This is a genomic window from Pseudomonas sp. BN417 (genome assembly GCF_029871205.1).
GTDB lineage: Bacteria > Pseudomonadota > Gammaproteobacteria > Pseudomonadales > Pseudomonadaceae > Metapseudomonas.
Map to the genome: position 1 here is coordinate 19,351 of NZ_SSOJ01000063.1, position 24,594 is coordinate 43,944.

Here is a 24,594-nt window from a genome sequence, read left to right on the forward strand (position 1 = left end):
GGAAGCGCACTTGGCGACTTCCGGCTTTGCGATCACGCCAGCGCTCAGCCGAGCTGTTCCATGATCTCGTCTGGGATCTCGGCGTTGTGGTAGACGTTCTGGACGTCGTCCAGGTCTTCCAGCATGTCGATCAGCTTCAGCACTTTCTGCGCGGTTTCCAGGTCGGCGATGGGCGCAGAGATGGACGGGATCATCGCCACCTCAGCCTCATCACCCTTGAAACCGGCAGCGGTCAGGGCTTCGTTTACCGAGAGGAAATCGGCGAAGGTAGTGTAGACCTCCACCGAGCCGTCCTCTTCCGCCACCACGTCGTCGGCGCCGGCTTCCAGCGCCGCTTCCATCAAGGCTTCCTCGTTCACGCCGGGCGCGTAGCTGATCTGCCCCTTGCGGTCGAACATGTAGGAGACCGAGCCATCGGTACCCAGGTTGCCGCCGCACTTGCTGAAGGCATGGCGCACTTCGGCCGCGGTGCGGTTGCGGTTGTCGGTCATGGCTTCGACGATGATGGCCACGCCGCTCGGCGCGTAGCCTTCGTAGCTCAGCTCGACCATGTTGTCGGCGTCGTTGGAGCCGGCGCCGCGGGCGATGGCGCGGTCGATGGTGTCGCGGGTCATGTTCGCGGTCAGCGCCTTGTCCACGGCCAGGCGCAGACGCGGGTTGTCCGCGGGATTGCCGCCGCCGTGCTTGGCGGCCACGGTCAGCTCACGGATGAGCTTGGTGAAGATCTTGCCGCGCTTGGCGTCCTGGCGTTCTTTGCGGTGCTTGATGTTGGCCCATTTGGAATGACCAGCCATAACTCACTCCGTATTTTCTGAACGGGCGGCGCCGCCTGGCGCCGCCTCGGGTTGGTTCGACTTACTCGGCTTTCGGCTGCTCGCGCAGACGGATGTGCAGCTCGCGCAGGGCCTTGGCATCCACGGCGCCCGGCGCCTGGGTCATGACGCAAGCCGCGCTCTGGGTTTTCGGGAAGGCGATCACTTCGCGGATCGACGAGGCGCCGGTCATCAGCATTACCAGACGGTCCAGGCCGAAGGCCAGGCCGCCATGGGGCGGAGCACCGAACTTCAGGGCATCGAGGAGGAAGCCGAACTTCTCTTCCTGCTCTTCTTCGCTGATGCCGAGCACGCGGAATACCGCCTGCTGCATGCCCTTGTCATGGATACGGATGGAACCGCCGCCCAGTTCGGTGCCGTTCAGCACCATGTCGTAGGCGCGGGACAGCGCCGCGGCCGGGTTGGCCTCCAGCTCTTCCGGGCTGCACTTGGGCGAAGTGAAGGGGTGGTGCAGCGAGGTCAGGCTGCCGTCGTCGTTCTCTTCGAACATCGGGAAGTCCACGACCCACATCGGCGCCCACTCCTTGGTGAGCAGCTTGAGGTCATGGCCGACCTTGATACGCAGCGCGCCCAGGGCTTCGCTGACGACCTTGGCGCGGTCGGCGCCGAAGAACACGATGTCGCCATCCTGGGCGCCCACGCGATCGAGGATCACGTTCAGGTTGGCCTCGGGGATGAACTTGACGATGGGCGACTGCAGGCCCTCGACGCCCTTGGCGCGCTCGTTGACCTTGATGTAGGCCAGGCCCTTGGCGCCATAGATGCCGACGAACTTGGTGTAGTCGTCGATCTGGCTGCGCGGCATGCTCGCGGCACCCGGTACGCGCAGGGCGGCGACGCGGCCCTTCGGATCGTTGGCCGGGCCGCTGAACACCTTGAATTCCACTTCCTTGAGCTGGTCGGCGACGTCCACCAGTTCCAGCGGGATGCGCAGGTCCGGCTTGTCGGAGCCGTAGCGGCGCATGGCCTCTTCGAAGGTCATGTGGGGGAATTCGTCGAATTCCAGGTCCAGCACTTCCTTGAACAGCTTGCGGATCATGTTCTCGGTAATACCGATGATGTCGCTTTCATCGAGGAAGCTGGTCTCGATGTCGATCTGGGTGAATTCCGGCTGACGGTCGGCGCGCAAGTCTTCGTCACGGAAGCACTTGGCGATCTGGTAGTAGCGGTCGAAGCCGGCCACCATCAGCAGCTGCTTGAACAGCTGGGGCGATTGCGGCAGGGCGAAGAAGCTGCCAGCGTGGGTACGGCTCGGTACCAGGTAGTCACGGGCGCCTTCCGGGGTGGCGCGGGTCAGGATCGGGGTCTCGACGTCGAGGAAGCCGTTCTCGTCCAGGTAACGACGGATGCTGCTGGTGATGCTGGAACGCAGCTTCAGCTTGGCCGCCATTTCCGGACGGCGCAGGTCGATGAAGCGATAGCGCAGGCGGGTTTCCTCGCCTACGTCGGAATATTCGTCCAGCGGGAACGGCGGAGTCTCGGCCTGGTTCAGCACTTCCAGCTCGTAGCCCAGCACCTCGATGCCACCAGAGGCCATGTTCGGGTTGACCGCACCGGCCGGACGCTTACGCACCTTGCCGACGATCTTCACCACGTATTCGCTGCGCACGCGGTCGGCGCGGGCGAAGGTCTCTTCGCGATCCGGGTCGAACACCACCTGGGCCAGGCCTTCGCGGTCACGGATATCGAGGAAAATGACCCCACCGTGGTCACGGCGACGGTGTACCCAACCGCAGAGGGTGACTTCCTGGCCATCCAGGCTCTCGTTCAGTTGGCCGCAATAGTGGCTGCGCATCATGGTCGTGTTTCGCTTCTCTTGAGTCTTGAATTCGTCCGGCCACCCACGGGGCGGCGGAGCATCCGGCGGCGGTGCAACCCCCTGCCGGACTGGCCGGGGCTCGCGGCAAAGAGCGGGATTATATAGCGTAAATTGCCACCGCGCAGCCGCCCGCCCGAAGGCCCCGGAAGCCGCAGGCGAGAGCCGGTTCGCTTGCTGGACCGGATTGCAGTGACTAAGCTCGCCTGCACTCGCCCGACGGACGGACACGCGACACACAAGGAGTGGACATGCAACCGCTAGCAGGAAAGGTCGCGGTCATCACTGGCGCCGGCTCCGGCATCGGCCGCGCCCTGGCCAGCCAGCTCTCGGCGCACGGCTGCCATCTGGCCCTCGCCGACATCGACGCCGCCAGCCTCGAAGCTACCGCTGCGCCACTGCGCCAGGAAGGCCTGCGGCTGTCCACCCATACCCTCGACGTCGCCGACCGCGATGCCATGCACGACTTCGCTGGCGCCGTCCTGGCCTACCACGGCGGCGCCCACCTGGTGATCAACAATGCCGGCGTGGCGGTGTCCCAGACCATCGCAGAGCTGCGCTACGACGACTTCGAGTGGCTGATGGGCATCAATTTCTGGGGCGTGGTGCATGGCACCAAGGCCTTCCTGCCGCACCTGCTGGAGCAGGGCGAAGGCCATATCGTCAATCTCTCGAGCATCTTCGGCATCGTCAGCGTGCCCACCCAGGGTGCCTACAACGCCAGCAAATTCGCAGTGCGCGGCTTCACCGAAGCGCTGCGCCAGGAGCTGAGCGGGACGCCGATCAGGGTGAGCTGCGTCCACCCCGGGGGCATTCGCACCAACATCGCCCGATCGGCACGCTTCTATCAGGGCGTCGACGGCAAACGCGACGCCGGCAAGGCGGCCGCTCGCTTCGACAGGCTGGCGCGCACCTCCGCCGAGCAGGCCGCGCGCATCATCATCGACGGCATACAGGCGGGCCGGCCGCGCATCCTGGTCGGCGCCGACGCGCGCTTCCTCGACCACCTGCAGCGCCTGCTGCCGGCCAACTATCCCCGCCTGCTGGGCAAACTGCTGAATAAGGGCTGAACCGCGCAGGGACCAATGACTTCTAACCATCGCTTTCATTGATAGAAGACAAGGCAGAGCCCGGCCTGCCCCGTGATAGGCTCTGGCCATCACGGGGTCGATATGGGCCCCAAGCTACCGAGAGGAGAACTGGTATGGAAATCAACATCGGAATCGCCGAACAGGATCGCGCAGCCATCGCGGAGGGTCTGTCCCGCCTGCTGGCCGACACCTACACCCTCTACCTGAAGACCCACAACTTCCACTGGAACGTCACCGGCCCCATGTTCAACACCCTGCACCTGATGTTCGAAGGGCAGTACACCGAACTGGCCCTGGCGGTCGATTCCATCGCCGAGCGTATCCGCGCCCTGGGCTTCCCGGCGCCCGGCACTTACGCCGCCTACGCCCGCCTGTCCTCGATCAAGGAAGAGGAAGGCGTGCCGTCAGCCGAGGACATGATCAAACAACTGATCCAGGGCCAGGAAGCAGTAGTGCGTACCGCACGCGGCATTTTCCCGCTGCTGGACAAGGTCAGCGACGAACCCACCGCCGACCTGCTCACCCAACGCATGCAGATCCACGAAAAGACCGCCTGGATGCTGCGCAGCCTGCTCGCCGCCTGACCTCGGGCATCAAGCAAAAAGGCCCGGGAAACCGGGCCTTACGCTAGGCGTCGCAGGCGGCCTGCTCTATGCTCTGGCAATTCGATATTTCGCCACAGTGAAATGCATGAGCCAGCCTCCGAAACCAACGTCGCTGCTTGAGCTCTACCCCGAAGAAACCCGTGAGGCCGCCGACCTGCTGAAGCAGGCCGTCCCCCACATGGTGCGCCATGCCATTCCGCCGAACCCGGTGCATTACGCCCTCTGGTACACCTACAGCAAGGGGGTGGAGCCCGATCTCAACCGCCGCCTGGACAAGATCACCAAGGACTTCGATGTCTTCCCGCCGGAATCGGCCATCAAGCTGTTTCGCGACTACATCATCCGCGGCGAACTGGAAGAGGCCCGCCAGGGCCAGCAACAAGTCATCGAACTGGTGGACGACATCGAAGGCGATGTCAGCCGCAGCGTCACCGGCAGCCAAGCCTATCAGAGCAGCCTGACGGCGGGCCTTGCCGCCCTGCACGAGCCCATCATCGACGACCTGCCCAGTGTGCTGAACCATCTCCAGGAAAGCACCCAGCTGATGCAGGAACAGCAGGAACAGTTCCTTTACCGCCTGCGCGCCGCACAGTCGGAAATCCAGCAACTGCGCAGCCAACTGGAACGCGCCCAACTGGCCGCCACTCTCGACGGCCTGACCCAGGTGTTCAACCGCCAGGCCTTCACCCGCCTGCTGGAGCAATCCCTGAAGAGTGGCCAGGAAGGCCTGGCCCTGGTGATGCTGGATATCGACCATTTCAAGCAGTTCAATGACCAGTTCGGCCACCCACTGGGAGATCGCGTGCTCCAGCACGTGGGCCAGTTGCTGCGGGAACTGCTACCCCCGCGCGCCATGGCGGCGCGCTACGGCGGCGAGGAATTCTGCGTGGTGCTGCGCGACTGCCGGAACCTCGACACGGCACGCGCCTTCGCCGAGCAACTGCGCAGCAAGATGCAGGCGCTGCGGGTCAAGGTACGGCGCACCGACCAGGTCCTCGACACCATCACCGCCAGCTTCGGCCTGGCCCTGGCAGAACCCGGCGACAGCCTGGAAAGCCTGATCACCCGCGCTGACGACGCGCTTTACCAGGCCAAGCGCAACGGCCGCAACCAGGTGCATCCGCCAGCCCCTGAACCGGCGCTAACCGCTTGATTTGAGAAGCCCTGCCCTTTGCTGTTAAATACAGCCCGTGCCGCACGCCCTTGCCCGGTCGTACGGCATAGGCCGGAGCATGCGCCCTCTTCATCCCGCGCGGCCCGGCTCTTCCGTTAGAGATTCCGTTTCCAAGGTGAATCCATTGAACATACTGAAAATCGTCCATCTGCTGACGGGCGCTGCCGCCTTGCTATTGTCAATCATTCCAAGCCTGCGTGCCGACGCCCTGCCCTACGTGCAACAACCGGATGCGCTCTACCTGGCCTTCTGCGGCCTGCTCAACCTGCTGCTGGCCCCAGTCGTTCCGGCCTGGACCAAGGGCCTGCGCAACCAGTTGCAGAGCCTGGTATCCGCACTGCTGGTCCTGGCGGTGATCCTGCAGACGCTGATCCTCCTCGCGCCATTGCCGGTCATTGGCGAGCAGCCCGCCATCCTGGTCAGCCTCTTTGCCCTGGTCCTGGCCGTCGCCCTGCACCTGGCCATCAACCTGCGCAAGGTCACCCAGGCACCGCCCCTGCCCCAGGACATGTCCAACCGCGAAACCGGCACCGTGAAGTGGTTCAACACGTCCAAGGGCTTCGGCTTCATCTCCCGAGACTCGGGGGATGACATCTTCGTGCACTTCCGCGCCATCCGTGGCGAAGGCCACCGGGTACTGATCGAAGGCCAGCGTGTGGAGTTCTCGGTTATCCAGCGTGACAAGGGCCTGCAGGCCGAAGACGTGATCGCCGCGCTACCCGGCAGACGCTGACAGGTCCAATTGAAAAGCCCGCCAATCGGCGGGCTTTTTTCATGCGGATCAGTAATGGGGCGGCGGCGCCTCATCCTCACTGGAACCGAACTGGCTGAGCAACTCTTCCTGGCGCTTGGCCAGGGCCGCCAGCTGCAACTGCAGGCGCTCCACTACCCGCTGCTGCCCCACCAGTACATCGTTGAGGGTCTGAATGGTGTCGTCCTGGAAGGCCAGGCGACTCTCGAGGTCGGCGATGCGCATCTCCAGACTCATGATTCATTGCTCCACGAAGCGGAAATCATCGGTCAGTACCAGGCGCAGCCGGTCACGGATGGCGGCCACCTGCTCCGTCGAATAAGGCACCGCCGGATGACGACCCCAGACCGGAGCCGGCCAGGCCGCATCGTTGCGACGGCGGATGATCACATGCATATGCAACTGGCTGACCACATTACCCAGTGTGGCGACATTCATCTTGTCGGCGCCGAAGGCGTCCTTGAGGGTCTCCGCCAGGAAGCTGGTCTCCTGCCACAGCTGACGCTGCTCCTCGGCGCCGAGCTGGAACAGCTCACTGACCTCCTCACGGCGCGGCACCAGGATGAACCAGGGATACTGCGCATCGTTCATCAACAGCAGCCGGCACAGGGGGAAATCACCTATCGGCAGGGTGTCCTGCTGAAGTCTCGGGTCCAGGGTGAACATACCGACCTCTCCTGTTCGGCTATGGATAACTGAGCTTAACCCCCGCCCCACTCACCGGCCCAGTGCCGAGTGGCGGAGAGGGGCACGCAGCATATCCAAGGAGCGATCACAACGAAACTCGCCGCCTTTCCTTTATATAAGGAAGGCCAGGCAAAGCGTCGACGGCGTTACCGCGCGCACCATAACCGTGCGGGCAGGATATTTCGTTACCGCTCGCAACACCCCGGTTACCACTGCCCAGCATTCGCACTAGCCACGACCGCTACATGCTTCCCCACCACTGACTGTCAATAGCCACTCGATACGCAAAGCGCCTCGTTTCGGGGCAGCGGATTCCTCTATCGACCATGCCGGCAATGGGTTCTGACGTCTGGAACGACCGCTCCATATGGGCAAGGACAAATTTCGCCTGACCTCCCAGCGATTGTGCACGTTTGTTGCTTGTCACCTGCCAGGTCACAGACGGGACCGGGAATAAATCCAATTGAAGCCCACCCGCAAAGTGCCCCGGATACATAGGGGATGAAGGGATGCAAGGCCAAACCTATAGATATGCGACACAGTTCTTCTCGATTTGCGACAGCACTGTGAAGAAATCGTAAGGACTAGGTTTCAACTATCGCCATAATTGTCGCCGTGCTATAAGTTAGCGCCGACACAAAAAGAAAGAACCGCCTTCAGTAAATAAGAAAGCGGCGAGAATCTTCAAAACCAAAGGAGCAATCACAATGCAAGTGATGAAGTGGAGCGCACTGGCTCTGGCCGTGACCGCCGGTAGCATGCAGTTGGCATTCGCCAGCGCCCAGGAAGAGTCCAAGGGCTTCGTAGAAGACAGCGACCTGAAACTGCTGAACAAGAACTACGCCTTCTACCGTGACTTCCGCAACAATGGCGCGAACAGCCGCCTCGGATCGGCCGGCGACCAGAACTACCGCAACGAATGGGCCCATGGCATCAGCACCATTTACCAGTCCGGCTATACCCAAGGCACCGTTGGCTTCGGCGTTGACGCCCACGCCATGCTGGGCCTGAAGCTGAACAGCGGCAATGGCACCAACGGTACCGGCCTGCTCCCGACCGGCTCCGACGGCCGCTCCCAGGACGATTACTCCTACGCTGGCGGCGCTGTCAAAGCCCAGATCTCCAACACCCAGCTGAAGTACGGCAACCTGTTCCCGACCGCTCCGGTCTTCGCCACCGGTACCGCTCGCCTGTTCCCGGGCTCCGCTGAAGGCTTCCAGTTGCTGAGCAGCGAGATCGAAGGCCTGAACATCGACGCCGGCCACTTCACCTCCATCCGTGACGGCAGCGCCTCCACCAACCGCCACGGCGAAATCACCACCACCTACACCGGCATCGCCAGCGACACCGCCGACTACGTGGGTGGCTCCTACGCCTTCACCGATAACGTCAGCGCCAGCCTGTACGGCTCCGAGCTGGAAGACATCTGGCGCCAGTACTACGGCAACCTGAACTGGAACATTCCGTTCAGCGACAGCCAGGCCCTGAACCTGGACTTCAACGTCTACCGTACCCTGGATGAAGGCAAGGCCCTGGCCGGCGACCTCGACAGCACCGCCTGGTCCGCCGCCGCCGCCTACTCCATCGGCGCCCACAAACTCACCCTGGCCTACCAGAAGGTGAATGGCGACGAGCCCTTCGACTACATCTCGATGGACGGCCAGAACTCCGGCGACTCCATCTTCCTGGCCAACTCCGTCCAGTACTCCGACTTCAACGGCCCGAACGAGAAGTCCATTCAGGTTCGCTACGACCTGAACATGGCCGAGTACGGCGTGCCGGGCCTGAGCTTCATGGCTCGCTACATCACCGGTGACGACGTCGACGGCACCAAGGCCGACCCGAACGGCGCCTTCGCTGGCGCTATCGGCGAAGACGGCAAGGAATGGGAACGCGACATCGAAGCCAAGTACGTGGTTCAGGAAGGTGCCGCCAAGGACCTGTCGATCCGTATTCGTCACGCCAGCTGGCGCGCCAACACCGACATGGGCTTCTTCACTTCCGGCAACTCCACTGCCCTGGACGAAGTCCGCGTAATCACCGAGTACCCGCTGGATATCCTGTAATATCCCTTGCGTACACCTGAGTGATACAAGAAACCCGGCCTAGGCCGGGTTTCTTTTTGTTCAGAACTTGACCAGGAAGTTGATCGAAATTCAACCAGGAACTGTTCAAACTTTAATCACCCAGGGGCAAGGCATAAGTACCGGTCACATGAGCAACGAGATCATCTTCCTCGCTCTGTGAATAGAGAGACACTTCACAGACTGCTTGACGCCGACCAAGTTTAAGTATCCGCGCCTCTGCATATAGATCGACCGGCTTGGGCCTTGACAGGAAGTTGATGTTCAAGTTGGACGTCACCGCCATTTCAACTTTGCCCAGCCGCCCCAGTACCACCGCATACATGGCCGCATCGGCCAACGCCATTATCGTCGGGCCGGAAAGTGTCCCGCCCGGGCGCACCAACTTGGACTGGAAGGGCACTCGCGCCAGCGCGCCTTGCGCATCCAGTCGCTCGATGCGCAAGTCGATATCCTCAGCCATCGGCACGCCGCTCCGTATCAGCGCCTCCACCTGTTCCGCCGTCAGCCCCATCACGTCGCCCTCCTCCGTCTACCGGACCGCAATCCTGTACGCCACTTGATCAGGGCCGTACAATGCCGAGCCATTCAAACCCATCGCAACCGACAAAACGGCCAATCATGCGTACCAGTCAGTACCTGCTGTCTACCCTCAAGGAAACCCCCTCCGATGCCGTGGTGATCAGCCACCAGCTGCTGCTGCGCGCCGGCATGATCCGCAAGCTTGCCTCCGGTCTCTACACCTGGTTGCCAATGGGCCTGCGGGTGCTGCGCAAGGTCGAGGCGGTGGTCCGCGAAGAGATGAACGCCGCCGGTGCACTGGAAGTGCTGATGCCCGCCGTGCAGCCCGCCGAGCTGTGGCAGGAGTCGGGTCGCTGGGAGCAGTACGGCCCCGAGCTGCTGCGCCTGCACGACCGCCATGAGCGCGAGTTCTGCGTCGGCCCGACCCACGAGGAAGTCATCACCGACCTCGCGCGCAACGAGCTGAACAGCTACAAGCAGCTGCCGATCAATTTCTATCAGATCCAGACCAAGTTCCGTGACGAGATCCGTCCGCGCTTCGGCCTGATGCGCGGCCGCGAGTTCACCATGAAGGACGCCTACTCCTTCCACATGAGCCAGGATTCTCTGCAGGAAACCTACGACCGCATGCACCAGGCGTACTGCAACGTGTTCAGCCGCCTGGGCCTGGATTTCCGTCCCGTACTGGCCGATACCGGCTCCATCGGCGGCACCGGCTCCCATGAATTCCACGTGCTGGCCGAGTCGGGCGAAGATGACATCGCCTTCAGCGACAGCTCCGACTACGCCGCCAACATCGAGAAAGCCGAGGCCCTGCCCCGCGAGACCGAGCGTCCCGCTCCGAGCCAGGCGCTGCAACTGGTCGACACCCCCGACACCAAGACCATCGCTGACCTGGTGGAGAAGTTCGGCCTGGCGATCGAGAAAACCATCAAGACCCTGGTGGTCCACGGCGCCGAAGAAGGCAAGCTGGTCGCCCTGATCGTCCGTGGCGATCACGAACTGAACGAGATCAAGGCCGCCAACCTGGCACAGGTCGCCAGCCCGCTGGTGTTCGCCAGCGAGGCCGAACTGCGCCAGGCGATCGGCGCTGGCGCCGGCTCCCTCGGCCCGCTGAACCTGCCCCTGCCCTGCGTGGTGGACCGTTCCGTGGCCCTGATGAGCGACTTCGCCATCGGCGCCAACATCGACGACAAGCACTATTTCGGCGTCAACTGGGAGCGTGACCTGCCGCTGCCGGAAGTCGCGGACCTGCGCAACGTGGTGGCCGGCGACCCGAGCCCGGACGGCAAGGGTACCCTGGTGATCAAGCGCGGCATCGAAGTCGGCCATATCTTCCAGCTGGGCACCAAGTACAGCGAAGCCATGAAGCTGAACGTACTCAGCGAGCAAGGCAAGCCGGTGACCCTGATCATGGGTTGCTACGGCATCGGCGTTTCCCGTGTGGTGGCCGCCGCCATCGAGCAGAACTACGACGATCGCGGGATACTCTGGCCCCAGGCCCTGGCCCCCTTCCAGGTCGCCCTGGTGCCGCTGAAATACGAGACCCCGGCCGTCAAGGAAGCCACTGACAAGCTCTACGCCGAGTTGCGTGCGGCGGGCGTCGAGGTGCTGCTGGACGACCGTGACAAGAAAACCAGCCCCGGCGTCAAATTCGCCGACATGGAGCTGATCGGCATTCCGCACCGCATCGTCGTGAGCGAGCGCGGCCTGACCGATGGCAACCTGGAATACAAGAACCGCCGCGAAGCCGACAGCCAGGCTGTACCGGTCGCAGAGGTTCTGTCCTTCATCACCGCCCGCGTGAATCGCTGATCGAAAAAATGTCCAAGCGTAGTTCCTATCACCTCGCCGGCGCCGCCTTGTGCGGCGCCCTCTTCGTCAGCGGCTGCGCCAACCATTTGCCGCAGCGCAGCGAACACGAAGAACGTGTCGAGCGCAAACTGCTCAACCACAGCCTGCAGATCGACGTGGGCGACCCACAGGTGCTGGAACTCCCGCAACGACGCATCCGCATCAACGAGCAGAAGACCTTCGAGGTCACCGAGTTCGAGGTGAGCCGTCACTACGACCGCTACACCCCGTACCAGCCTTGGCGGGAACTCTACGAGGTGCCGCTGGGTGCGGTGGCCGTGGTCGCTGGCGTCGGCGCCAACGTGCTCAACGTGGTGCTGCTCGGCAGCCTGCCGGATACCGCCACCAAGGACTGGATCAGCTACGGTTTCGCCGGCCTCAATCCGGCGATGAACGTCGAGTCCAACGGCCGCTCCGAGCAGAACCTGGCCGGTATCGACGAGAAGCAACTGGACAAGCGCATGGAATACTCCAGCCTGCCCTGGGCCGAACGCCCGGTGCTGGTGAATGCTGGCAACAAGACCCACGAGCTGCTCACCGACCGCAATGGCATCCTGCGTCTCAACCTGCTGGACGGCCCGTTCGCCGAGCAGGACATCAGCCGCATCGGCACGCTCCGTTTGCATGTCGAGGACCCTCTCGACAATGCTCGCGCCGATGCCACCCTGGGTGTCAGCCACAACCTGCGTGGCAAGCTGGCGGAAGCCCACGCGTTGATCTTCGAGGACCTCGAAGACGACGAGGTGCCGGAATGGGTGCACCGGGTCAAGCGCCTGTCGGAGCTGGGTATGGAGGAGGAAGCAAGCGAGCTGGAGCAGAGTCTGATCGAGCTGACCCGCAACGATCCGGAGCTGCAGCAGGAATTCCTCAAGTCGCTGATGAAGGACGCCGGTCGCCTGGCGGCGGACCCCGGCGAATCGGACTGACCCACGAGGGGGCGGACCCGGTTCGCTCCCCCGCCCTGACGTTCAGCGCCGCACGATGAAGCCGGTAATCCCCTGCAGCGGCTGCTCCTGCAAATCCACCTCGGTTACCTGGGCGTCGGCCGGGCCCTGCTCCAGCCAGGCTGCCAGTTCGCGCACGGCCCCTTCCTCGCCCTCCACCAGCACCTCGACTCGGCCATCGGCGACGTTTCGCACCCAGCCGTCCAGCTCCAGGCGGTCCGCCTGTTCCTGGGTCGACTGCCGGTAGTAGACCCCCTGCACCTTGCCGCTGACATAGCCATGCAGACAGATTCGCGCCATTGCCCTACCCCCCCTTGCGCAGTTCGTCGAGCCGCGCGGTCAGGCCTGCGGCATTCTGCTCACCCAGCAGGCGTTCGCGCAGCTTGCCCTGAGCATCGATGATGTAGGTGACAGGCAATGCTTCGCTGCGCGGCAGGTCGTACCGTTTGGACGGGTCCTCGGCCAGCACGGTGAAGCGGATGCCCATCTTCTGCACAGCCTGACCGAGCTCCTCGCCCTGCAGGCCGTCGAAGTTGACCCCCAACACCTTCACCCCCTTGTCCTGCTGCTGCTCGGCGAGGGCGTTGAGCTCGGGTATTTCGGTGCGGCAAGGAGCGCACCACTCGGCCCAGTAATTGATCACCAACCACTGGCCTTCAAGTCGTTCAACCGCTACCTTCTGTCCATGCTGATCAACACCTGCGTCGTCCGAGCAGCCGGCAAGGAACAGTCCGGCGCCCATCAGCGCGAATAGCCCTATTACAGCCTGGAGTCGCGATCCCATGCATTCGGTCCTCGTGTACGCGGGGTTGACATGACCTTGGATGCCCTGCGCCTGGAAGTGCCGGACATCCTGGAAGAAAACAGCACTCCGTTGGCAAGCGTGCCGGCGCTCCTCGCAGAGGCTCGCCAACTCCCTCAGGATAATGCCCTGCAGAAGGTCCTGGGACTCTTGTTCAGGCTCAATCGCAGCGCCCTGACCTTACTCGAAAGGCAGCGTGTGCTGCAAAGCTTCAGCGAGGAGTACCGCCACATTTCCCGGGCATACCAGGACCGGGCTGTGCCCCCCACCCTCTTCGTCAAACTCTGCGACGAGCTGGCCTGCGGTTTCAAGCGCCTGCTGCTGCAGATACTCCAGGGCCATCAGCCGTCGCGTCCGCACCTGGCCTGGTGCCTGTACATGGCTCAGCACTTCCTCGCCCAGACCCAACTGCGCCACTACCAGCTCTACCAGGAACCCACGGCGCGGCTCTGGCGCGACAGCCACCTGCTGTACTGGATAGGCGAACACCAGAATTGCCTGGACGAGCCGGTGGCTGCGGCCTTCCGACCTACCCCGGCGAATACCCTGCGCGGGCTCTACCAGCAAATGCTCCTGCTGGCACTGAGCAACCCTTTCCACCTCAGCGAAGGCGAGGGCCCCCTGCTCTTCGGAGCCCTAGCGCCACTGGCCGACCTGGCACGCCTTCTGCCTTGGGACGAAGACGATGAGAACGGCAGCCCCACCGTCGACCTCACCGAGTCCCAGCCCTGCCTGCCCCAGGACCAGCGCCCGGAGGGCGAGGCAACCTACCTGCGCCGCTTCGAACTGGGCGCCCTGCTGATCGCCCTGCACGAACCGGCGCCCCTGCGCAGCGAAAGCGAACATCAGCTGCTGGAGAAGGTTCGCCAGCACTGGCTCGGGCGTCAGCAACGCCGCCACCCGCGCACCGAACACTCGGGCAGCTGCCAACTGGTGATGGGCCTTCCGGCCATCCATGCCGACCTGCTGGCGAAGCACCCCGGCCGCTGCGAAGCGCAGATGCTCGACGCCAGCCCCGGGGGCGCCCGCCTGCTCTGCCATGGCGATCTGGGCAGCCAGCTGCCGGTGGGACAACTGACGCTGGTACAGACCCAGGGCAGCCCGGTGCTTGCCCTGGTGCGCTGGCGCTACCAGAACAGCGAAGGCCTGCACCTCGGCCTGCGTTACCTCAAAGGATTGCCGCGTCCGGTATGGCTACGCCGTGCACCCAGCGCGCAAACCCATCCCGGCGTGCTGCAAAGCACTCCCGCCCCCGGCAACGGCTGGCATCATGGCCTCTGGTTGCCGTGCAAGCAGTTCGCCGAAGGGGAGAACCTCTGGCTGCAACTGGCCAGCGTGCACAACCAGGCCATAGTGCGGCTTCCTGCGCCCAACCTCTGCAGCTCACTGGTCGCGCGTTATCCGCTGCAACTTGCCTGAGTGGTCAAACTGCGAGGCGAGTCACGCGGCCAGCGGCCGAGGCGCACAGTTTCGCGGCGTAATGGCTGCTTATAATCCCGGCACATCGGTACGCGCGTACCTTCACCAGCCGGGACGCCCCATGCAACACCAAGACAGCCTGATCGGCCCGGTGCCTGCGCGCATCGTCGAATTCGCCCGCTCCTCCCTCACGCTCTATGAAGGCCGGGTGGCCGATTTCAACGTGGCGGCCTGGCTGCACCTGCCGGGCATGAGCGAGCTGCCGGTCTCCTTGCTGGTGAGCTACACGGATGGCGGGCAGCACCGCGAGGTCGCGGTGGATCACGGCAGGCTGAACCCCAAGGGCAAGATTCTCCTGGCCGGCATCGCCCGCTTGCCGTTCAAGCAGAAGATCGAGCAAATGCAGGTGCGGCTGCGCTCCGCCGTGCCCATCAAGGGACTGCTGGTGGACGAACTGTTCGTGCAGGCGGTGGAGCAGGCCGAACCCGCCAACCAGCAGGCGCGCGCCTGAGGGCCTCAGGCAGGTAGGGCCTGATTACCTTCCACCAGCGACGGCTTCGGCTCGCGCTCGGCCAATGGCACTGCCGTTGGCGCCAGGGATTCCGGCCAATGGCGGAACCTCAGGCCAGTGAGCCTGTTCAGCCCCTCCAGCGCCCGTTGCGGTACGTGCTCATGCAACTGGATCAGTTTGTCTTTCGCCCTACCCATTGCCTTCATCCCCTGGCCACCGGCGCGATGGCCCCTTCCCTGTAGTGCCATATACATGCCAACCACTGCGGCGCGCCATCAGGCGCTCCCGGGCGACGGCTTGCGCCTGCTGCCCGCCGCAAACTGACGATTTGCGTCATTCGTTCCCCGGCTTGAGCCATTGCGCCAGGCTGCCGCCGAACAGCGCCTGCTGCTCTTCCTGCAGCAGCTCCAGCGCCTTGCGCAAAGGCGGATACCACTCCTCGTCCAGATGCTGCGGCAACTGGTTCGGCTGCGGCAACGGCCAGGGCATGTGGCTGATCAACTGGTAAAGACTGTAGCTGCCGAGGTCGCGGCAGAGCACCCAATTGCCAGAAGTGGCGCGGCAGACCAGGTGCTGGCGTTCCAGCAGTTCCAGCATCTCCAGCCATTCATCCTCCGGCAGGTGCCAGCCGGCGCGCTGCACGTCCAGGTGGCGCACCGGCATGCCGCGCATCTGCCGGTCATGGAACACCCGCAGGATACCCAGCATCACCAGCAGGCGCGGCAAGGCGCGTCGGCGCCAGTGCCAAGGGGTGGACAGGTTGCAGACCAGTTCGGCGCCGAACAGCACAATGACCCAGGACAGATAGATCCACAGCAGGAACAGCGGCACCGTGGCGAAGGCGCCGTAGATCAGCTGGTAGCCCGGGAAAAAGCTCACATAGAGGCCGAACAGCGCCTTGGCCGCCTCGAACAACAGAGCGGTGAAGGCGCCCCCCGCCAGCGCGTGACGCAGCGGCACCCGGGCATTGGGCACCGCCGCGTAGATCAGGGTGAAGGCTGCGATGCTGGACAACAGCGGCATGAAGCCCAGCAGGGTCTTGGCGCCATAGAGCGCATCCGGGCCGGAGATCAGCGACAGCGAGGTGATATAGGTGCTCACCGCGAAGCCGGCGCCCAGCAACAGCGGCCCCAGACTGAGGATCGCCCAGTAGAGCAGGAAGCTGGACACGCCGCGCCGCGGCTGGCGCACGCGCCAGATGGTGTTGAAGGCTTTCTCGATGGTCACCAGCATCATGAAGGCGGTCACCACCAGCAGCCCGACACCGACCCAGGTCAGATGCCGGGCCTGGACGGTGAAGCCGCGCAGGTATTCCTGCAGGGTTTCCCCCGTGGACGGCACGAAGTTGCGGAAGATGAAGCTCTGGATCTGCTCGCCCGTGCCCTGGAAGGCCGGGATGGCCGAGAGCATGGTGAAGGTCACCGTCATCATCGGCACCACCGCGAACAGGCTGGTGTAGGTCAGGGCCGCGGCACTGTTGGTTCCGCGATCGGCCACGAACCGCTGCAACAGGAAGCGCCAGAAATCCATGACGTCGGTGAGGCGTTGGCGCATTCCTACTCCTTGATTCTGATCGGTCCGGGCTGGCTCAGCAGACCGCAACCGCGGCGCACGGTTCAGGACGGCACCACGACGCGGTTAGAATAGCCGCCTCGACCAAGCCCATGCGACCCCCGACATGACCGAACTGACCCTCTACCACAACCCGCGCTGCTCCAAATCCCGCGGTGCCCTGGAACTCCTCGAGGCCCGCGGCCTGGCGCCGACCATAGTGCGCTACCTGGAAACCCCGCCCAGCGCCGCCGAACTGCGCGCGCTGCTCGCCAAGCTGGGCCTTTCCGCCCGGCAGCTGCTGCGCAGCGGCGAAGACGAGTACAAGGCGCTGAACCTGGACGACGCCAGCCTCTCCGAAGAGCAGCTGATCGCCGCCATGGTGGCCCATCCCAAGCTGATCGAGCGCCCCATCCTGATCGCCGGCGACAAGGCCGTGGTCGGCCGTCCACCTGAGAAGGTCCTGGAGATTCTTCCTTGAGCGCGCCCTATATCCTGGTCCTCTACTACAGCCGCCACGGCGCTACCGCCGAGATGGCCCGGCAGATAGCCCGCGGCGTCGAACTGGGCGGCCTGGAAGCGCGGCTGCGCACCGTACCGGCGGTATCCACCGAGTGCGAAGCGGTGGCGCCCGACATCCCGGCCGACGGCGCCCTCTACGCCACCCTGGACGACCTGCGCCATTGCGCCGGTCTGGCCCTGGGCAGCCCCACCCGCTTCGGCAACATGGCCGCACCCCTGAAGTATTTCCTCGATGGCACCAGCAGCCTCTGGCTGACTGGCGAGCTGGTGGACAAGCCGGCGGCGGTATTCACCTCCACCGCCAGCCTGCATGGTGGCCAGGAGACCACCCAGATCTCCATGCTGCTGCCGCTGCTGCATCACGGCATGCTGGCCGTCGGCCTGCCCTACAGTGAACCGGCGCTGCTGGAGACCCGTGGCGGCGGCACCCCCTACGGCGCCAGCCACCACGCCGGGGCCGATGGCAAGCGCCCGCTGGACGAACAAGAGACCATACTCTGCCGCGCCCTGGGCCGACGCCTGGCGCAGATCGCCCAACGCCTGGAGACACCGCGTGGCTAGAAAACCCAAGCAACTCCCCGAACTGGCCTGGCTGGCCCCGCGCATGACCGCCAGCCGCGTGGTCAGCCTGGTGAGTTTCCTCGCCCTGGCCGCACTGCTGGTGGTGAACACCCTGTTCTTCGCCGATCTGCACGGTGCACGGACTTGGGTCGTCCTGGCCATCCTGCTCGTGCCCCTGGCCATGCTCGCCCCCGGCATGATCATGGGTAACGCCCGCGCTCACGCCTGGGCCTGCTTCGTGGTGAACCTCTATTTCATCCAGGGCGTATTGGCCGCCATCGATCCGGCTCGCGAGCTGTTCGGCTGGCTGGAAGCCGGGCTCAGCCTGCTGCTGTTCTGCGCAGCACTGCTCTATACGCGCTGGCGCTTCCAGTACAACCGCAAGCTGGCGGGGGAGTGATCTTCGACCCGAAATGAACTAAGCCCGGACATGCATCCGGGCTTTTTCGTTCGGGTAGGGTGGGATAGCGCTTTTCTATCCACCTTGCCGGTGGAAATCCGCCTCGCGGATTTTCACCCTACGAGGCGGCCATTCCCGGCTACCAGCCGAAGATTTCCTTGAGGAAGGGAATGGTCAGCTTGCGCTGGGCCTGCAGCGAGGCCTGGTCGAGGATGTCCAGCAGGTCGAACAGCAGGTTCATGCTGCGCGGGCCACGGGTGAGGATGAAGCGTCCCACCTCGTCGGTCAGGTGCAGGCCACGGCGCGAGGCCCGCAGTTGCAGCGCACGCAGCTTGTCCTCGTCCGACAGGCCGTGCAGCTGGAACACCAGCGCCAGGGTCAGGCGCGACTTGAGGTCCGGCAGCTTCACACCCAGTTCGCGAGGCGATTTGTTGGCCGACAGCAGCAGCTTGCGGCCGGCATCGCGCAGGCGGTTGAACAGGTGGAACATCCCCTCTTCCCACTCGGGACGCCCGGCAAGCGCGCCCAGATCGTCGAGGCAGACCAGTTCGGCCTGCTCGAGATTGTCGAAGACTTCGGGGCCGTAGTGCACCAGCTCGTCCATCGGCAGGTAGATCGCCTGCTCGCCGCGCTGCGCGAAGCGCAGGCAGGCTGCCTGCAGCAGGTGGCTACGTCCGACACCCTCTCCACCCCAGAGGTAGATCAGGCTCTCGGTCCAGCCGGCATCGGCTTCGCACAGGCGCTCGACATAGCCGAGAGCCGCGGCGTTGGCGCCGGGATAGAAGTTGGCAAAGGTGGCGTCGTCACGCAAACGCACACTCAGGGGAAGCTGGATCGGTGTCATGCCGTACTGGGAGGGTCGCCTGGACCGCTGCTGGACTGTCCATAAAGGTCGGAAAGTTTATAGAAATCATGCGCATGGCGCAGCAAAACCATGATGATCGCCGCAACAGGCAGGGCCAGCAGCACGCCAGTGAAGCCGAACAGCTGCCCGCCGGCAAGTATCGCAAAGATAACCGCCACCGGGTGCAGGCCAATGCGGTCGCCGACCAGCAGCGGCGTCAACAGCATGCCTTCGAGCAGTTGCCCCACGGTGAACACGGCCACTACGCCGATCAGCGGATAGAGTTCGAAGCCACCGAACTGGAAGAGCGCAGCCATCACGGCGGCGCCAAAACCGACTACGAACCCCATGTAGGGCACGATACTGGCCAGCCCCGCCAGCAGGCCGATCAGCAGCCCCAGGTCCAGCCCCACCAGCATCAGACCGGCGGCGTAGATCACGCCCAGGGCCAGCATCACCAGCAACTGGCCACGCAGGAAGGCGCCCAAAACTTCATGGCATTCGCCCACCAACCCGACGACGTAGGACTCGCGGCTGCGCGGCAGCAGGCCGCGCAGTTTGCCGACCATCAGGTCCCAGTCGCGCAGCAGGTAGAAGCCCACCACCGGGATCAGCAGGAAGTTGCCCAGCCAGGCCAGCACTGCCAGGCCGGAGGCCGTGACGCTGGCCAGCAGGGTGCCGGCGATGTCGGTGGTCTGGCCCAGGTGGCCGCTGAGCATCGCCTTGAGCTTGTCGAAGCGCCAGAAGTCCCCCGGCAGCCCCAGCTTGACCTGGGCCCAGGGCAATGCGCTGTGCTGCAGCCAGTCGAGCATCTGCGGCGCCACCTCGTACAGGCGCAGGAGCTGACGCCCGAGCATTGGCAGCAGCACCAGCAGCAAGGCCAGCAGGATCAGCCCAAACAGGCTGAAAACCAGGACCACGCCCCAGGTGCGCGACAGGCCGAGGCGCTCCAGGCGGTCCACCAGCGGGTCGCCCAGGTAGGCCAGCAACATTCCCACCAGGAAGGGTGAAAGTACCGGGTGCAGCTGGTAGAGCAGCCAACCCAGCAGGAGGAAGCCACCCAGCCAGAGCCAGCGGCGCGAATCAGTCATTTCAGGCCCTCATCCTTGCATAGCGGAATTTCCGTCCCCACTCCCAGACGTACTGGGCCCCACTGCACAGCGTCACCACCAGCACCAGCCAGGTCAGCGGCCAGCGCACCTGGCCGAAGGCCGGTACCAGGCTCAGCTCCAGCAGCAGGCAGAGCACCAGGACCATCTGCAGCAAGGTGCTCAGCTTGCCCAGCCGGCTCGGCGAGAACTCCGCCGGCCCGGCCAGCATGCGGAACAACCCGGCTCCCAGCAGGATCAGCAAGTCCCGCAACAGGACCACCAGGGTCAGCCAGAGCGGCAGGACCTGGGTGACGGTCAGGCAGATGAAGCTGGTCACCAGCAGGAGCTTGTCGGCCAAGGGATCGAAGAGCGAGCCGAAGCGGCTGGTCCAGCCGAATCGCCGGGCAAGGAACCCGTCCAGGGCGTCGGAGAAGCCCGCCACGGCGAACAGCAGCAGGGCCAGGGCATGTCGATCGGACAGCAGCAGCCCGGCAATGGGAAGAACCAGTGCCAGGCGCAGCAGGGTCAACAGGTTGGGCAACTGGTGCATGGCATCCCCGTCCCGGGCAGGCCCGCAGTGTACCCCCGCTACCAGTGGAAACGCAGCAGGTTGCTGCGCGGCACGATCTGGGGCGCCGGCGTGGCCTGCGGATCGGCGGCCGGAGCCGGAGCAGCCGGGGCTTCCGGCGGAGACTCCTGCAGACCGACCAGGGCCAGTTGGGCCCGCAATTGCTCGGGGCTGGCGTTCACACTGTACTCCAGGCGATCACCCTCGACCTTGACCAGGCGCGCGCCGAAAGGCTCCAGCAGGCGCGACAGCTCGGCGTAACGGGCCAGGTCGGCACCCTGCACTTCCAGCGCCAGAGTCTCCCCGACGCCAGCCGCCACCGCGAAGCGCGACGCCAAGCGCTGGCTCACCGAGGCCATCACCGCGTCGGCCAGGGCGGCGTTGTCGGCCGCTTCAAGGGTGCCCTGCTCGCGGCTGTCGCCCATCCAGAGGCGCCACTGGGCCTGCCACTTGCCACCGGCCTCGCTGGCGTCCACCGCCAGCAGGACGTCCGCGCCATAGCGTTCGGAGGCCTGGGCCAGGGCGCCGGGTGTGGTGGAAGTCAGCTGCTCGGGAGTCGCCAGCAGCTGCTCATTGAGGTCAGCCAGTGGCAGCCGCAGCGGCAGGCCACGGTTCTGCGCGGCCTGGCCCAGGGGTGCAGCGGCTTCCTGACCGTCGCCCACCAGATTGGCCCCCTCGGCGGAGCGGTTTAGCCACCAGGCCAGGATGACCGGGCGATTTGCGCTCCACAGTGGTACGCCAGCCTGGCGCAGGGCGCGCTCAGTGGTGACCGGGTCGAAGTCCACCACCAGTTCCTGGCCTTCATAGCCGTACTGGCTGACGAGCTGCTGCGGGTCCTTGCGCAGCGCCTCCAGGGCCGGGTTCTGCACGGCCTTGGGGTCGCCGGAAAGGCGCAACACCAGGGTATCCAGGGCGCGCACCAGCGCCTGGTTGCGCTCTTCCGGCTGCTGCGAGGCGACAGGTTCGCGTACCTGGTAGAGGTCATTGACCGTTTCGGCCTGGGCCGGCAGGCCGAGCAACGACAGACAGAGCAGGAACATGGAAGCGATCAGGCGCATGACGGACTCTCTGTGGACGAACAGGTGCAGCATAGGCCGCAATCGAAGGGCTATACCTTAAACAGCCGCCTGTCCCGGGGCAACGCATGCGGTTTTTCCAGCCTTTTCAGCAAGGCCGACCGCTGCCGATGGCCGCTGCCGGGCAAGCCTGATAAAATCGCGCGCCTTCGCAAACCGGCAGCCAGACTTGCCGGTCGATCCTCGAATTTCCCCCTATAGGCCTGGATTTATGAGCAAGCAACCCTCCCTGAGCTACAAGGACGCCGGTGTAGACATCGACGCTGGTGAAGCCCTGGTCGAACGCATCAAAGGCGTGGCCAAGCGCACCGCACGCCCGGAAGTGATGGGCGGCCTGGGCGGCTTCGGCGCCCTTTGCGAAATCCCGGCCGGCTACAAGCAGCCGGTACTGGTGTCCGGCACCGACGGCGTCGGCACCAAGCTGCGCCTGGCCCTGAACCTGAACAAACACGACAGCATCGGCCAGGACCTGGTCGCCATGTGCGTCAATGACCTGGTGGTCTGCGGCGCCGAACCGCTGTTCTTCCTCGACTACTACGCCACCGGCAAGCTCAACGTCGACGTGGCCGCCACCGTGGTCACCGGCATCGGCGCCGGCTGCGAACTGGCCGGCTGCTCCCTGGTGGGCGGTGAAACCGCTGAAATGCCCGGCATGTACGAAGGCGAAGACTACGACCTGGCCGGCTTCTGCGTCGGCGTGGTGGAAAAGGCCGAGATCATCGACGGCTCCAAGGTGAGCACTGGTGACACCCTGATCGCCCTGCCCTCCTCCGGCCCGCACTCCAACGGTTACTCGCTGATCCGCAAGATCATCGAAGTCAGCGGCGCCGACATCGAGCAGGTCCAGCTCGACGGCAAGCCCCTGGCCGACCTGCTGATGGCGCCGACCCGCATCTACGTCAAGCCGCTGCTGCAGCTGATCAAGGAAACCGGTGCGGTGAAGGCCATGGCCCACATCACCGGCGGCGGCCTGCTGGATAACATCCCGCGCGTCCTGCCGGACAACGCACAAGCCGTGATCGACGTGGCCAGCTGGCAGCGTCCGGCGGTGTTCGACTGGCTGCAGGAACAAGGCAACGTCGACGAGACCGAGATGCACCGCGTGCTGAACTGTGGCGTCGGCATGGTCATCTGTGTAGCGCCGGAGCAGGCCGAAGCCTCGCTCAAGGTCCTGCGCGCCGCCGGCGAGCAACCCTGGGTCATCGGTAATATCGCCGCGGCCGCCGAAGGCGCACCGCGCGTCGTGCTGAACAACCTGAAAAACCACTGATGGTCGCACGCTGTGATGTGGTGGTGCTGATCTCTGGCTCCGGCAGCAACCTGCAGGCGCTGATCGACAGCATCACCGGTGACGACCATCCGGCACGCATCCGCGCGGTGATTTCCAACCGCGCCGATGCCTATGGCCTGGAGCGGGCCAGGAAGGCCGGCATCGACACTCGGGTGCTCGATCACAAGGCCTACGCCGACCGTGAAGCCTTCGACGGCGCGCTGATCGAGGCCATCGATGGCTTCTCCCCACACCTCGTGTTGCTGGCGGGATTCATGCGCATCCTCACGCCAGGCTTCGTGCGCCACTATCAGGGGCGCCTGCTGAACATTCACCCGTCGCTGTTGCCCAAGTACAAGGGTTTGCATACCCACCAGCGCGCGCTGGAAGCCGGCGATACGGAACATGGCTGCAGCGTGCACTTCGTCACCGAGGAACTCGATGGCGGCCCACTGGTGGTGCAGGCCCTGATCCCGGTAAAGTCGGACGACACGCCGGAAAGCCTGGCCCAGCGGGTTCATGTGCAGGAACACCATATCTATCCGTTGGCCATGCGCTGGTTTGCCGACGGCAGACTGCGCCTGGGCCCGAACGGCGCCGAACTGGATGGACAAGCGTTGCCCCCCTGCGGGCAACAACTGCGTAACTAGGAGATTCGCCAATGCGCCGCGCCTTGCTGTTGCTCCTCGCCGTCTTCACCCTGCCCGCCATGGCTGCGGAGCTGAAGCCCTTCTCGGCCAGCTACACCGCGGACTGGAAACAGTTGCCCGTCAGCGGGACCGCCGGACGCAGCCTGAAACAGCTCGACAACGGCCGCTGGGAACTGGACTTCAAGGCGTCCATGCTGGTGGCCAGCCTGAGCGAAGTGAGCACCTTCCGCGTCGAGAGTAACGCCTTCCTGCCCCTGACCTACCGCTTCAGCCGCAGCGGCCTGGGCAAGAGCAAGCAGGTGGAATTCGACTTCGACTGGGCCCAGAAGCAGATCATCGGCACCGACCGCGGCAACCAGGTGCGCCTGCCGCTGAATCGTGGCCTGCAGGACAAGTCCACCTACCAGCTGGTGCTCCAGCATGACGTCGCCGACGGCAAGAAGAGCATGAGCTACCAGGTGATCGACGGCGACGAGATCGAGACCTACGACTTCCGCGTGCTGGGCGAAGAGCGCGTGCAAACCGAGGCCGGCCTGGTGGACGCGATCAAAGTTGAGCGCGTGCGTGACCCCACCCAGAGCAGCCGCAAGACCGTGCTCTGGTTCGCCAAGGACTGGGACTTCCTGCTGGTGCGCCTGCATCAGGTGGAGAAGGACGGCAAGGAGTACCAGATCATGCTCAAGGAGGGCGAGGTTGACGGCAAACAGGTGCAAGGTCTGTCGAAGTAATGCCTCCCCCACAAGAAACCGGGCCCAGCGCCCGGTTTTTTTTTGGTTCTTCGCGGATTTTCGGGGAGGCATTGGATTCGCGCTGGATGGGCAAGATTGTCGGATAGCCATTGATTGGCGCCGTGCAGCCGGATGCTGCCCTCTCCCCCGGCCCCCGCCCTGCGCCCCGGCCTGATTGCTTCGCGCTCAGGCGCTCATCGGCACCGGAAGCGGTGCTTCCGAAAGCGTACCTCTTCGCCC

General features: G+C 64.4%; 28 protein-coding genes and 1 pseudogene. 16 read left to right on the forward strand and 13 right to left on the reverse strand.

What is annotated here, in order from left to right; translation table 11 throughout:
- Positions 1-44 precede the first annotated feature (44 nt).
- Together E8F11_RS05975 and aspS are read right to left on the reverse strand one after the other, a co-directional pair.
- The gene (locus E8F11_RS05975) at positions 45-794 is read right to left on the reverse strand and encodes a YebC/PmpR family DNA-binding transcriptional regulator (protein WP_280287910.1); all 750 of its coding nucleotides are present in this window, start codon (positions 792-794) and stop codon (positions 45-47) included.
- A gap of 61 nt (positions 795-855) precedes the next feature.
- On the reverse strand, positions 856-2,631 hold the full coding sequence (gene aspS / locus E8F11_RS05980; protein WP_280287911.1) for an aspartate--tRNA ligase: 1,776 nt from the start codon (positions 2,629-2,631) through the stop codon (positions 856-858).
- A 269-nt stretch (positions 2,632-2,900) separates the two neighbouring features.
- Between aspS and E8F11_RS05985 the strand changes: the two genes are divergently transcribed.
- The 5 genes and pseudogenes from E8F11_RS05985 to E8F11_RS06005 all read left to right on the forward strand — a co-directional run bounded on the left by E8F11_RS05985 (position 2,901) and on the right by E8F11_RS06005 (position 6,252).
- On the forward strand, positions 2,901-3,719 hold the full coding sequence (locus E8F11_RS05985; protein ID WP_280287913.1) for an SDR family NAD(P)-dependent oxidoreductase: 819 nt from the start codon (positions 2,901-2,903) through the stop codon (positions 3,717-3,719).
- Positions 3,720-3,853: 134 nt separating this feature from the next.
- On the forward strand, positions 3,854-4,324 hold the full coding sequence (locus tag E8F11_RS05990; protein ID WP_280287915.1) for a Dps family protein: 471 nt from the start codon (positions 3,854-3,856) through the stop codon (positions 4,322-4,324).
- A 106-nt stretch (positions 4,325-4,430) separates the two neighbouring features.
- Complete coding sequence (locus E8F11_RS05995) at positions 4,431-5,498, forward strand: GGDEF domain-containing protein (RefSeq protein ID WP_280287917.1); 1,068 nt, start codon at positions 4,431-4,433, stop codon at positions 5,496-5,498.
- 79 nt (positions 5,499-5,577) lie between these two features.
- Positions 5,578-5,973, forward strand: a pseudogene (locus E8F11_RS06000) (cold shock domain-containing protein membrane protein); the annotation flags it as partial.
- Positions 5,974-6,027: 54 nt separating this feature from the next.
- Positions 6,028-6,252: a cold-shock protein gene (locus E8F11_RS06005; RefSeq protein WP_271412277.1), complete on the forward strand. Its 225-nt coding sequence runs from the start codon at positions 6,028-6,030 to the stop codon at positions 6,250-6,252.
- 48 nt (positions 6,253-6,300) lie between these two features.
- On the opposite strand, the gene E8F11_RS06010 is transcribed toward E8F11_RS06005, so the two are convergent.
- Both E8F11_RS06010 and E8F11_RS06015 read right to left on the reverse strand, forming a co-directional pair.
- Positions 6,301-6,507, reverse strand: a complete 207-nt coding sequence (locus E8F11_RS06010) for a SlyX family protein (RefSeq protein ID WP_280287919.1) — start codon at positions 6,505-6,507, stop codon at positions 6,301-6,303.
- 3 nt (positions 6,508-6,510) lie between these two features.
- Positions 6,511-6,936 (reverse strand): HIT domain-containing protein, encoded by a 426-nt coding sequence (locus E8F11_RS06015; protein WP_280287920.1) that lies wholly within the window; start codon positions 6,934-6,936, stop codon positions 6,511-6,513.
- Between the two features lie 728 nt (positions 6,937-7,664).
- Here E8F11_RS06015 and E8F11_RS06020 point away from each other — a divergent pair.
- Positions 7,665-9,023: an OprD family porin gene (locus E8F11_RS06020; protein WP_280287921.1), complete on the forward strand. Its 1,359-nt coding sequence runs from the start codon at positions 7,665-7,667 to the stop codon at positions 9,021-9,023.
- Between the two features lie 112 nt (positions 9,024-9,135).
- On the opposite strand, the gene E8F11_RS06025 is transcribed toward E8F11_RS06020, so the two are convergent.
- A complete protein-coding gene (locus E8F11_RS06025; protein WP_280287941.1) occupies positions 9,136-9,549 on the reverse strand; it encodes a PaaI family thioesterase in 414 nt (137 codons plus the stop codon).
- A gap of 113 nt (positions 9,550-9,662) precedes the next feature.
- Between E8F11_RS06025 and E8F11_RS06030 the strand changes: the two genes are divergently transcribed.
- Positions 9,663-11,378, forward strand: a complete 1,716-nt coding sequence (locus tag E8F11_RS06030; RefSeq protein ID WP_280287922.1) for a proline--tRNA ligase — start codon at positions 9,663-9,665, stop codon at positions 11,376-11,378.
- A gap of 8 nt (positions 11,379-11,386) precedes the next feature.
- Complete coding sequence (locus E8F11_RS06035; RefSeq protein WP_280287923.1) at positions 11,387-12,343, forward strand: hypothetical protein; 957 nt, start codon at positions 11,387-11,389, stop codon at positions 12,341-12,343.
- Positions 12,344-12,385: 42 nt separating this feature from the next.
- Here E8F11_RS06035 and E8F11_RS06040 read toward each other — a convergent pair whose 3' ends face one another.
- Positions 12,386-12,661: an acylphosphatase gene (locus tag E8F11_RS06040; RefSeq protein ID WP_280287924.1), complete on the reverse strand. Its 276-nt coding sequence runs from the start codon at positions 12,659-12,661 to the stop codon at positions 12,386-12,388.
- Between the two features lie 4 nt (positions 12,662-12,665).
- Entirely contained in the window at positions 12,666-13,145 is a 480-nt protein-coding gene (locus tag E8F11_RS06045) for a TlpA disulfide reductase family protein (protein ID WP_280287925.1), read from the reverse strand.
- A 30-nt stretch (positions 13,146-13,175) separates the two neighbouring features.
- Here E8F11_RS06045 and E8F11_RS06050 point away from each other — a divergent pair, with 30 nt between their 5' ends.
- A complete protein-coding gene (locus E8F11_RS06050) occupies positions 13,176-14,582 on the forward strand; it encodes a PilZ domain-containing protein (RefSeq protein WP_280287926.1) in 1,407 nt (468 codons plus the stop codon).
- Between the two features lie 121 nt (positions 14,583-14,703).
- Complete coding sequence (locus tag E8F11_RS06055) at positions 14,704-15,093, forward strand: hypothetical protein (protein WP_280287927.1); 390 nt, start codon at positions 14,704-14,706, stop codon at positions 15,091-15,093.
- 5 nt (positions 15,094-15,098) lie between these two features.
- Here the strand turns inward: E8F11_RS06055 and E8F11_RS06060 are convergent, their stop codons facing one another.
- Together E8F11_RS06060 and E8F11_RS06065 are read right to left on the reverse strand one after the other, a co-directional pair.
- On the reverse strand, positions 15,099-15,290 hold the full coding sequence (locus E8F11_RS06060) for a hypothetical protein (RefSeq protein ID WP_280287929.1): 192 nt from the start codon (positions 15,288-15,290) through the stop codon (positions 15,099-15,101).
- Between the two features lie 136 nt (positions 15,291-15,426).
- Positions 15,427-16,647 (reverse strand): YihY family inner membrane protein, encoded by a 1,221-nt coding sequence (locus tag E8F11_RS06065; RefSeq protein ID WP_280287930.1) that lies wholly within the window; start codon positions 16,645-16,647, stop codon positions 15,427-15,429.
- Positions 16,648-16,771: 124 nt separating this feature from the next.
- On the opposite strand from E8F11_RS06065, the gene arsC reads away from it, so the two are divergent.
- Genes arsC through E8F11_RS06080 form a run of 3 tightly spaced genes read left to right on the forward strand, consistent with a single transcriptional unit; the run spans position 16,772 to position 18,127 of the window.
- Positions 16,772-17,125 carry an arsenate reductase (glutaredoxin) gene (arsC, locus tag E8F11_RS06070; RefSeq protein WP_280287931.1) on the forward strand — a complete coding sequence of 118 codons (354 nt, stop codon included), beginning with the start codon at positions 16,772-16,774 and terminating at the stop codon, positions 17,123-17,125.
- The gene (gene wrbA, locus E8F11_RS06075) at positions 17,122-17,727 is read left to right on the forward strand and encodes an NAD(P)H:quinone oxidoreductase (RefSeq protein ID WP_280287932.1); all 606 of its coding nucleotides are present in this window, start codon (positions 17,122-17,124) and stop codon (positions 17,725-17,727) included. The genes arsC and wrbA overlap by 4 nt, the downstream gene beginning before the upstream one ends.
- Positions 17,720-18,127 (forward strand): DUF2069 domain-containing protein, encoded by a 408-nt coding sequence (locus E8F11_RS06080; protein ID WP_280287933.1) that lies wholly within the window; start codon positions 17,720-17,722, stop codon positions 18,125-18,127. The genes wrbA and E8F11_RS06080 overlap by 8 nt, the downstream gene beginning before the upstream one ends.
- 139 nt (positions 18,128-18,266) lie before the next feature.
- Here the strand turns inward: E8F11_RS06080 and hda are convergent, their stop codons facing one another.
- From hda to E8F11_RS06100, 4 genes are read right to left on the reverse strand one after another with little or no spacing between them, the layout of a single operon-like run.
- On the reverse strand, positions 18,267-18,971 hold the full coding sequence (gene hda / locus E8F11_RS06085; protein WP_280287934.1) for a DnaA regulatory inactivator Hda: 705 nt from the start codon (positions 18,969-18,971) through the stop codon (positions 18,267-18,269).
- Complete coding sequence (locus E8F11_RS06090; RefSeq protein WP_280287935.1) at positions 18,968-20,062, reverse strand: AI-2E family transporter; 1,095 nt, start codon at positions 20,060-20,062, stop codon at positions 18,968-18,970. The genes hda and E8F11_RS06090 overlap by 4 nt, the downstream gene beginning before the upstream one ends.
- A gap of 1 nt (position 20,063) precedes the next feature.
- A complete protein-coding gene (gene pgsA, locus E8F11_RS06095; RefSeq protein ID WP_280287936.1) occupies positions 20,064-20,612 on the reverse strand; it encodes a CDP-diacylglycerol--glycerol-3-phosphate 3-phosphatidyltransferase in 549 nt (182 codons plus the stop codon).
- Between the two features lie 38 nt (positions 20,613-20,650).
- A complete protein-coding gene (locus tag E8F11_RS06100) occupies positions 20,651-21,688 on the reverse strand; it encodes a DUF2066 domain-containing protein (protein ID WP_280287937.1) in 1,038 nt (345 codons plus the stop codon).
- A gap of 229 nt (positions 21,689-21,917) precedes the next feature.
- Here E8F11_RS06100 and purM point away from each other — a divergent pair, with 229 nt between their 5' ends.
- From purM to E8F11_RS06115, 3 genes are read left to right on the forward strand one after another with little or no spacing between them, the layout of a single operon-like run.
- The gene (gene purM / locus E8F11_RS06105) at positions 21,918-22,976 is read left to right on the forward strand and encodes a phosphoribosylformylglycinamidine cyclo-ligase (RefSeq protein ID WP_280287938.1); all 1,059 of its coding nucleotides are present in this window, start codon (positions 21,918-21,920) and stop codon (positions 22,974-22,976) included.
- Complete coding sequence (gene purN / locus E8F11_RS06110) at positions 22,976-23,626, forward strand: phosphoribosylglycinamide formyltransferase (protein WP_280287939.1); 651 nt, start codon at positions 22,976-22,978, stop codon at positions 23,624-23,626. The genes purM and purN overlap by 1 nt, the downstream gene beginning before the upstream one ends.
- 11 nt (positions 23,627-23,637) lie before the next feature.
- Entirely contained in the window at positions 23,638-24,354 is a 717-nt protein-coding gene (locus E8F11_RS06115; RefSeq protein ID WP_280287940.1) for a DUF3108 domain-containing protein, read from the forward strand.
- The last annotated feature ends 240 nt before the right edge of the window (positions 24,355-24,594 follow it).